We start from the raw sequence: 8,969 nt of genomic DNA, 5'->3' as shown, positions 1-8,969 counted from the left end.
CGAAGGCCGTCGTCACGACTTCCACTGTCTCAAGCAATCGGGGATCCTGCGAGATCGGGACACCACCTCCTGGCTCGCCGACAAGGGCTACATCGACAGCGACATGATCATCCCTTTCCGTAAACCCCGCAAACGTGAACAACCACGATGGCAGAAAGACTACAACTTCCGACACAACAAGATCCGAGTAGCAGTCGAACGAGCCATCGCCCACCTCAAGACCTGGCGAATACTTCACACCGACTACAGGCGCCCCTACAACACCTTCGCCACCACCATCAGAGCGGTCATCGGACTCTACTTCTACGCCCGCTCTGAATAACCCTCATGGACTCCCCGCCTGAACAAGTGCACGTTCGCCGGGTCGCCTACGAGGACCGGTATCCGCCGGGAACCGACCTGCACGACGCCGTCTACGAGGACCTGCGGCGGTACTGCGCCATCTTCGGGCTGACCTTCACCCCGCTCGACGCGTGGTTCTTCACCGGCCAGCGCTGGCGGTGGTGGAACTACAGCGCCGCCTGGGAGCAAACACTTGTCCGCGGCGTCCGCGCCAGCGTCTCCGCGACCCGGCTGCCCGTAGACGAGGCTGCCCGGCGCAAGCAGGGCCAATTGAGGTCCCCACGCCCGATTCCTCCTGGCCCAGGCCGCAGGCACTGGAACGACGTGCTTAGCGGAATGACACGTCGAGAACGCAGGAGGGCGCGCCAGCAGCGCCGCGCGCAACGGCGGCGTGCCCCGCGCTAATCGGCATCCGACCCGTACTTGCTCCATCCGCGGTGTCCACGACCACCGCAGCCAGTCGTCGGCACCCCGCCGCCTGAGCGAGCTACACCGTCCAGGAGTCACCGATGAAGAACCCGACCAACCTCAACGTCCCCCGCGGCGTCTCCGGCAAGCAGCGGCAGCTCTACCTGAGCCTCACCGACGCCCAGAAGGTCATCTACCGCCACCACTTCGACGTGATCGGACAGCCCGCCGGTCTCTGCTACGTGGCCGCGATCGCGGGAGGCTCCGGAGAGGAAGTCCGTCGTGGCTGACTTCCGGATTTCCTACGACGCTGCTGACGGGACGGCGCTTTCGAGTCCGATCAGCGGCGAGGACTACATCGAGGTCCTCCTCGCCCGCCAGGCCGCCTACCAGGGCGCGCATCCGTACAGATTCCCGCCACTGCTCGAGTGGTTCGTGCGTGACGAGGACGTCGACTACGTGGAGCTGCCCAAGCCCGCACCAAAGCGCACGACGACGCCCCGCGTCTACCGCGGCGCCGCGTCGATTCGCGGCGAGCTGAAGCGAGTCGACGCGCAACTCGCCGCGATCGGCGCCAGCGGTCCGACGGACCGCGCGGCCGCCAACCTGTCACCCTTCGCGCGCAGCAAGACAGCCGCCCGCGCGGGACGCGCTCGATTTGCGCGAATGGACCGTGACCTGGAGCGCTACACCGCCCTCACGCGTCGCCGTGACCAACTCGCCGGGCGCCTGGCCGTGGCAGCGGCCCGGGAGAAGCAGAGCGCGGCGAACATCGCTCGCCGCAAGCTCGTCGAGAAGTTCCCCGAGTCCCGCTCAGCCGAAGAGGTCTCGGAGATGAGCGATGCCGAGGCATTCAACGCTGCGCTGCTCTGCGGTCTGCTGGAGGGGTGAGCCATGGGACGTCGACGGGTCGCAGTGGGCGACGCGATCGAGATGGTGATGTCCAGCCACCGCGTCCAGGTGTTCCGGCACCGTCCAGCCTGGCCCCGGCGCTGACCGTGTCCAGCGCCGGGGCGGGCTGTCAAGCGTGGCGGCAACTGCGTGTCGAGTTCGACCAAGTACCGGGCACGTTCATCGACTGGCTGACCTGCGGGGGCCGCGCCCTGCCGTGGAGCGATCTGACGCACGAGGTCAGCACACCGGCGAGGGGTTCCGGGCAAGGACGGCGTGCTGGTCCATCCCGGTGAGACAGAGCCCCTCCGGGGTCGCGCTGCGCGCGATCACACCGGGATGGACCAGCACGCCGTCCTTGCCCGCCCTGCAGGCCCCTCCCCGCCGCGCTGAGGCCAGGGCCCGTCAGCTCACCACCAAGGCAGGAAGGCGGCCTCGCCGATGCACCCGATTCTCGATCCGTTCCCGCCGGACGCGACCCGGCAGCTCCGGGTCCGGAAGGCTCGACCCCACTCGCTGGTCGTGTTCGACAGCACCGGCTGCACGTTCCAGGACCACCCGGTCGCTGGCGTTCGCCACTCGACGCTGATGGTCATGGGCGGCATGGGCGATCTCGTCCGCAACAAACCCAAGCTGCTGGCCGAGCGGTTGCTCACCCTGCCGAAGGTGCTGCCCGTCGACCTGCGTGGTCTCGACTACGTCGATGTCCCGCTGCTCCGCCCGGACGAGCAGGATTGCACCCACTGCACGACCTGGACTGTCATCGCCAAGCGGCTGCTCGTCGACCAGACCGGCTCCAGCCGCGCCGAGTTCACCATCCAAGGCGCGGAGAACCCCGATGTCGGCACCGTCGAGATGCGCTCCTTCGACTGGTGGTGCCTGGTCCGGGTCCTGGTCTCGCTCGACGCCTGGATGACCTACCTGCGGGGTGCGATGGACGCGTTCGCCGAGGACTTGCGGCGCGCGGTTGAGCCGCGGCATCAGGAGGGCGTCCTCCTCGCCACGCTCTGGGCCGTCGAGCGGCGCTCGTGACAATCACCCGGTAGGGGGCGCGGCCCACCCGACAAGATCGGGTGGGCCGCGTCCATCGCGGGCCCGACCGAAGTCGCCCAATCCCTGGTGAAGGGACGGGTCGCCAAATACCCGCGGCGGAAACGCCCCGACTCACCACGGGCCCCGATGGGATGCCCTTTTGCGCCGGAACGCGCGCCCAGGTTAACGGCTCCCGTTCGGGCTCGGCGCTCCAGGTCGAGGCGGCGCCACGCTGCCCTCCTGACCGGGCACCGCCACGCGGGAACCCGGCATCCCTCGTGGCGGCCCGCGCCCCCGAATCACATCCGCCGCACAGGCAGGGGGATGGCGACCCGGTCCGTGGGCGCCCGACGGTGCCCGCCGCCGACGCTGCGCCCGAGGCGCCGTTGCCCGACCCGCCGCGGGTGATCCGGCCCAACCCCGTGACCAGCAGCTCCACCTGGCCGGATCACACCGGCCGGGTGAGCACGACGCCCCGCTCTCCGCTGGCCGGCGGCGGCCCTGCGGGCGGCGCCCCCGACCGGGGCGACCACCCCAGCGCGGCCATCGCACGGCCGCCAGCAGATCGGAGCACGGGCATGGCTGTCATTCGCCCCGACCTCACCGTCCTGAACCTTCTTCTCGAGAACGCGGGAACCGGCTGGGCCCGGCGCGGCGACCTACGCGCCAGCTTCCGGGACCTCACCACCACCCTCGGCAGCCCGGACTTCGGCCTGGGCACGACCGAGGAGTCCACGCTGTGGCTCCTGGACACCCCCGCCGGCCCCGCGCAACTGCACAACTGGCTCGGCGGCTCGTACTTCCTGCGCTCGCCCGACTCCGTGGCCGCGTGGCAGATCCAGGCACCCGGTGACGGCGTGCTGCCCTGGATCTACAAGGTCGTGACCGGCTCCACCACCGGATTCCCCGACAGCGTGCGCGACTTGGCGTTCGGGGCTGGGCGAGAGGAACTCACGCAGGCGTACCTGAACTACCTGCGTGGCCGGGAGCGGGCCGTGAGCCAGTTGCTTCACGAAGGCGACCTCGTCGGCAACCGCCGCATCGCCGCGGCCAAGCTGTGGCAGCAGTTGCTGTCCACCCTGCTGACCTTGGGCACAGCGCTCGGGCCGCACCTCCCGCTGCACCCGGGACGTTTCGTGGAAGCGCCCACCAGCCTGTCGGACGCGCTGAACCAGTCCGCCATGGAGGCGCCTCTGCCGCCCTGGCACGACCGGGCCCGGCGTGACGAACACGTCGCGACCGTGCGCGCCCTCGCGTCCGCGAGGGTGCCCGACCGGCGCGTCACGCCCGCCGGGAGCGCCGCACGATGAGCGAGCAGCCTCTGGAACTGCTCCTCGGCCTTGACCACGACGCGGGCTCGGCCATCACGCCCGCGCCCGCGCACCTCGTCAGCTGGGGGCTCGGCGTCGAATCGAGCGCATATTTGACGGAGGTTCTTTCCTCGCCCGAGCGATACGGTATCGACTTCGCCAGGATGGTCGTGATCCATGCTGTTGTCGGCGGCGAGTGGAACTCGACAATCATCGATGCGGAGCGGTTTCTGCTCCCGATGCTTGCTGAAAGAGGCGTGCGGACCGTTCAAATAGCCCGTGGTGGACCGCGTGACGCTGATGGAATCGTCGTGCTTGATGATTCCCGCCACCCCGCGATGATCCACAGGCGCGGACCGTGGACACTGGAAGACGAGTCCGAGCGGTCCGGAACTGTGCCTCAGCTGTCACATCGTCGCTGCTCATTGAAGTTCAAGGGCTGGGTCTTGGACCAGTGGATCGCTCGGTTCGTGGGCCGACAGCGTTACGAGCACGTCATCGGATACTCGGTCGACGAGCTTACCCGCGCAAAGCGTGATCTCGTTTACGCCACCGCCACTAGAACGCCGTCGCATCCATTGATCGAATGGGGGTGGACGCGTGCGGCTTGTTCGGCCCGTTTGATGGCCGAATTCGGTGTGATTTGGAAAAAGTCGGCTTGTGTGTTTTGCCCGTACTCGGGCGGTCGGTCATTGGAATCCACAATGCGCCGCATGTGGGAAAACCCAGAGGAGGCCGTCATCGCCCTCATGCTGGAAGCTCCCGCGATGATGCTCAATCCCAACAGCAAGCTCTACGGCACCCACAGCCTGTTGGACCGGTTGATCGAGGACGGCAACACCGCGGCGATCGAGCTGTTCCACCGCCGCCTGGAGGCCCGGCCCTGGTCGGTGTACGACGTCCGGCGCGTGTACTTCCCGGCCAAGGACGACCCGATGCGCAAGGGCACCGCCTGGCGGTCGGTGAAGCCGTTGTTCACCGGCAATGCCCACCAGGCGCGGGCGTTGTTGAGAGCGAACGACGCCGGTCGTCCTGTCGGCCCGGATGGGCGGCTGTGGCTGCGTCACCAGGACGAGTTCGCCACCTACCCGAAGGCGGAGCGGTTCCTCGTCGCCACCGTCGCCGGGGTGCGGGAAAAGGAGCGCGTCAACTTCACCGCCCAGTGGCAGCGGATCACCGGAGAGGTCGACGACCTGTTCAGCGGCGCCGACTGACTCGATCGGTGCCCTCCCGCGCTGTCGCGCCAACGGCCGGCGGGGCGTTCGCACTCTGCACCGGCGTCGGCAGCGCCGCAAGCCGCCCAATCCCCACCGCCCGGGAAGACCTGGGCGGCTTGCGGCCCTGCTCCGTCCCCGGTGCGCGCCGAGTGCGCCCCGCCGACCGGGCGGGAGCACGACGCGAAAGAGAAGGTGATCACCGGTGGCCACGCCGACCGTCACCGCCTTCGGCTGGGAACTGCACAACTCCTCAGCCGGGCACGACAAGTTCTACCGGATCCTGCTCGTTGAGCAGTTCCTCCTGTTCAACTGGGGTACCAGGGATGGCCGCGGCCAGTTCCGGGGCCGCAAGGTCGACACAGTCGATGTCGCCAAGCGGTCGGCCGCCCAGCAGACCGACGCCAAGCACGCCAAGGGCTACCTCGTCACCCGCGACGCAACCCCGTTCACGGTGCCCGTCGACATCGTGCGCGACCTGACCTCCCTGCCTGTGGGAAAGATCAAGAATCCGTCCCCGAAGATCTGCGACGAGGTCGTCAAGCTGTTCAAGGCCGCCGCAGCCCGGATGGGCACCGCTTTGCCGGAGGCGTCGCGATGAGCCTGGGTGAGGACATGCTGGCCAAGATGGACTTCCGGGCTCCCGCCGCTGACGCCTGGATCGACGAGGACGGGACCTCGACCGACCCGGCCTCCGCGAGCCCCAGCACCGCCGACTTGGCGGGTGCTCTGGCGCCGCTGGGCAAGCAGACCCGGCCCAACGGGGCGGTTTACCACCCGCGGGCAGTCGCGAAGGCTTTCGAGGACGTCGCTCTTCTGCGCGACGCCCGCGATCACCGTGAACACGTGCTGTTCTACGGGCCTCCGGGCACCGGGAAGACCGCGCTGTGCGAGGCGGCGTTCGCCGCCGACGCGACCATCGAGCACGACGGCCTGGAGAGCATCGTCGGCACCGCCGACACCACGGAGGCGGACCTTCTTGGCACTTTCGTGCAGGACCCGCGCAGCGGCGCGTTCGAGTGGCGGCCTGGTCCGCTGCATCGCTCGGTGCTGTACGACGTGCCCCTGCTGGTTGATGAGATCGCCCTGATCGACCCGCGGGTGCTGTCGGTGTTGTACCCGCTGATGGACGGCCGGGACGTGCTCCGCATCCCGATGAACCCGGACCTCGATCCCCTGCCCACGGGCAAGGGCTGGTTCGTCCTGGGCGCCTACAACCCCGACGTGCCCGGTGCACGGATGTCCGAGGCACTGCGCGACCGGTTCGCCCACCACATCGAAGTCGGCACCGACTGGGTGCTGGCCAACGAGCTCGGCGTGCCAGCCGACATCATCGAGGTTGCCAAGAACCTCGACCAGCAACGCCGTAAGGGTGACCTGGCGTGGTCCCCGCAGCTGCGCAGCCTGCTGTCCTACGCCTCCACCGAGCGACGCCGCGGCCGTGAGTACGCGCTGGCCAACCTGCTCGCCAAGGTGCCGCAGGACGACCGTGATCTCGTCGGCCGCGTCTTGACCGCGAAGTTCGGGGAAATCGACGCGCTGCGACTGGGACTGAGGTTCGAGTCGTGACCAGGACCGAGAGCCCGGTCGAGACCGTCGCACAGACCTTGCTGGTCGTGCGCCTCAACCGGGGCGTCAACCTGCTGGCCGGTCGCGACGACCTGATCGCGTCGGTGAAGTGGGACGCCGACGCCGACGAGCCGCCCGCATGGTTCACCCACGCCCGCGGCGAGGTCACTCTCAACGGTCCCGTCGCGCTCGACGGCGCGGACCCTGCCGAGATCAACCCGTTGACCCCGGATGGTCGTCGCCGGCACCCGGTGCTGGTCGGTCTCCTCTGCCACGAGGCCGGGCACGCGCACTCCACACACTGGGACGAGGGCTTCGGCGAGGAGGTCCCGGTCGTGGTCGTGCGGGCGGCCGTGCTGCTGGAGGAGCCGCGAATCGAGCATCGCCAGCTGCAGCGCCGTCCTGGTGACCGGTTGTTTCTGCGCGCTGCAAGCCAGCGGATCATCTTGCCGGGAGCCACCACGGCCTCGGCGGCCGCGACCCGGTGGCAGGCAGCACAGGCCGCGCTGCTGACCGCTGGCCGCGTCGATGCCGGCGTGCTGGACACCGCCGAGGTGCGCAAGGTCCTCACCTTGTGCCGTAAGACGTTGGGACGCAGGGATTTCAACCGTCTGTGCGCGGTGTGGCGCGAGGCACTGGCGGTCGCTGACGGCGACGTGCCCGGCCTCGTCGACCTGGCCGCCAGGTGGGTCGAGATCGTCGGTGTGGACGACCCGGCCGACGCTCCCGCGCCGGCGTGCGCGCGGGGTGTGCCCGACGGTATCCCCGCCGGGGGCGGTGACGGCGAGCCGGAAGAGGACGAGGGTGCTGGCGACGACACCGGTGACGCCCCTTCGATCGACCCCGGCGAGCAGGACGGCGGCGCTCTCGCCGAGGCATTGGCCGGGGCGTTCCGCGACGCGATGACCGTGGTGGCCGAGCGCGGCTCGGCGCAGGCGACCGCCGAGCTCCGCGAGGACGAGGACCGGGCGCCCGCCGAGAACACCAGTCTCCGTGACCGGCACACCGAGGAGCGCGAAGCCAAGGAACGCGAAGCCAAGGAACGCGAGGCCGCCGAGGAGCAGGCCGAACTGGTCTTCCACGGCTACAGCGCCGATGGCGCGACCGATCCTCGCGCAGCGACCCGCCCGCCGACCGACGAGGAGCGGACCCTGGCGCGGCGCACGGGCAAGGCGCTGCGCCGTGCCCAGTTGCGGGAACGCGCCCGGATCGTCACCACCTCCCAGGTGCCGCCCGGCAGGCTGATGGGCCGCGAAGCGATGCTGGCAGCCGCGCAACGAGCGCGGTCAGCGCCCGTGACAGCCCGCCCCTTCCGACAGGTCACCCGCCGCGACACCCCCGAGCCTCCCTTGACCGTGGGCATCGCGGTGGACATCTCCGGGTCGATGACGTGGGCGACCGAGACCATGGCATCGGTCGCGTGGTTGGTGGCGCACGCCGTCGATCAGGTCGGCGGCAGTTCCGCCACGGTCGCCTTCGGCGAGGAGGTCACCGCGATCACCTGGCCCGGGGTGACCCCGGTCAAGGTCCAGACGTTCATCGCCGACGACGGCTGCGAAGTCTTCACCGATGCGATGCGGGCACTCGACGGCGGCCTCCGGCTCACCAGCGGTGACGGTGCCCGGCTCGTGTTCGTCGTGTCCGACGGCCACTTCGTGGCACCGGGGGAGAAGAAGCGCGCGGCCGCGATGGTCGAGCGGCTCGTCGAGCACGGCGTCGTGATGCTGTGGCTGGACCTGCACCGGGATGGGCGGCTCAGCGGCACGATCGTCCCGTCCGGGGCCGTGCCGATCCCGGTTGTCGACGTCGCCGACATCCCACAGCAGGTGGAAACGATCCTCGTCCGGGCGTTGCGCGCCCGCTGATCCGGCGGCAGCTGCTTCGACAGGGCGGCCGGGAACAGGACTTGTCGAAGTCCGTTCCCGGCCGTGGCGGCGACTTCGCCATCAAGCAGACCCTCGCGCCGCCGCAGTGACGCCAGGACCTCGCCGCGCTCGTAGCGCCCGCAGGTTCTCCACGCGATCAGGGCCGCGGTCACGCGTTCACCCCACCACCTCGTGATGGCCGGGCCGGATGTCCCGGCTTTCGTCGTTTCCTCACCGAGTCAGGAGATTTCCCCATGGCGGGTAACCGCTGGACCGGAACCGGAGTGCACCGCACACGCACACTCGAATGGGTCGTGGGTGAGAGATACAAGACGAAG

10 protein-coding genes are annotated in these 8,969 nt (G+C 69.3%); all 10 read left to right on the top strand.

The window, feature by feature from the left end; genetic code table 11:
* A partial coding sequence (locus CLV68_RS22625) for a transposase family protein (RefSeq protein ID WP_147460134.1) occupies nt 1–322 on the top strand: 322 nt, incomplete at its 5' end.
* 26 nt (nt 323–348) lie between these two features.
* On the top strand, nt 349–747 hold the full coding sequence (locus CLV68_RS22620; RefSeq protein WP_121392884.1) for a hypothetical protein: 399 nt from the start codon (nt 349–351) through the stop codon (nt 745–747).
* 104 nt (nt 748–851) lie between these two features.
* A complete protein-coding gene (locus tag CLV68_RS22615; protein ID WP_121392883.1) occupies nt 852–1,040 on the top strand; it encodes a hypothetical protein in 189 nt (62 codons plus the stop codon).
* Nucleotides 1,033–1,641 (top strand): hypothetical protein, encoded by a 609-nt coding sequence (locus tag CLV68_RS22610; RefSeq protein WP_121392882.1) that lies wholly within the window; start codon nt 1,033–1,035, stop codon nt 1,639–1,641. The genes CLV68_RS22615 and CLV68_RS22610 overlap by 8 nt, the downstream gene beginning before the upstream one ends.
* 441 nt (nt 1,642–2,082) lie before the next feature.
* Entirely contained in the window at nt 2,083–2,673 is a 591-nt protein-coding gene (locus tag CLV68_RS22605) for a hypothetical protein (RefSeq protein WP_121392881.1), read from the top strand.
* A 578-nt stretch (nt 2,674–3,251) separates the two neighbouring features.
* Nucleotides 3,252–3,983, top strand: coding sequence for a hypothetical protein (locus CLV68_RS22600; RefSeq protein WP_147460133.1), 732 nt, complete (start codon nt 3,252–3,254; stop codon nt 3,981–3,983).
* The gene (locus CLV68_RS33495; RefSeq protein WP_147460132.1) at nt 3,980–5,197 is read left to right on the top strand and encodes an FHA domain-containing protein; all 1,218 of its coding nucleotides are present in this window, start codon (nt 3,980–3,982) and stop codon (nt 5,195–5,197) included. Before CLV68_RS22600 ends, CLV68_RS33495 begins: the two co-directional genes overlap by 4 nt.
* Nucleotides 5,198–5,402: 205 nt before the next feature.
* Complete coding sequence (locus CLV68_RS22590) at nt 5,403–5,798, top strand: WGR domain-containing protein (protein ID WP_121392878.1); 396 nt, start codon at nt 5,403–5,405, stop codon at nt 5,796–5,798.
* A complete protein-coding gene (locus CLV68_RS22585) occupies nt 5,795–6,766 on the top strand; it encodes an AAA family ATPase (RefSeq protein WP_121392877.1) in 972 nt (323 codons plus the stop codon). The genes CLV68_RS22590 and CLV68_RS22585 overlap by 4 nt, the downstream gene beginning before the upstream one ends.
* The gene (locus CLV68_RS22580) at nt 6,763–8,631 is read left to right on the top strand and encodes a vWA domain-containing protein (RefSeq protein ID WP_121392876.1); all 1,869 of its coding nucleotides are present in this window, start codon (nt 6,763–6,765) and stop codon (nt 8,629–8,631) included. Before CLV68_RS22585 ends, CLV68_RS22580 begins: the two co-directional genes overlap by 4 nt.
* Nucleotides 8,632–8,969: the final 338 nt, after the last annotated feature.

The organism is Actinokineospora cianjurensis, from assembly GCF_003663795.1.
Taxonomy (GTDB): domain Bacteria; phylum Actinomycetota; class Actinomycetes; order Mycobacteriales; family Pseudonocardiaceae; genus Actinokineospora; species Actinokineospora terrae.
This window is presented reverse-complemented; position numbering and strand designations above follow the sequence as displayed.